The following is a 270-nucleotide window of genomic DNA, read 5'->3' on the forward strand; positions in this document are numbered from 1 at the left end:
GCGTCTGCATTAGAGAGCGCATCAACTTCGGCAAGCGAGTCAGCCTCCACGAGTACATCGGTATCGGCTAGCACCTCCGCGTCCGTGAGTGCGTCGACCTCTGCAAGCGTATCCGCATCCACGAGTGCATCAACCTCAGCGAGCGAGTCAGCCTCCACGAGTGCGTCGGTATCAGCCAGCACGTCTGCATCTGTTAGCGCATCAACTTCAGCGAGCGAGTCTGCCTCCACGAGTGCGTCTGTGTCCGCAAGTACATCTGCGTCAGTAAGT

The 270-nt window shown here is 58.5% G+C and carries 1 pseudogene; it reads right to left on the bottom strand.

Annotated features, from left to right (window positions below):
* A pseudogene (locus tag STRDD11_RS13945) lies at positions 1–270 on the bottom strand (MSCRAMM family adhesin SdrC); the annotation flags it as partial.

This window comes from Streptococcus sp. DD11, from assembly GCF_001578865.1.
In the GTDB taxonomy this organism is placed as follows: Bacteria; Bacillota; Bacilli; order Lactobacillales; family Streptococcaceae; genus Streptococcus; species Streptococcus panodentis.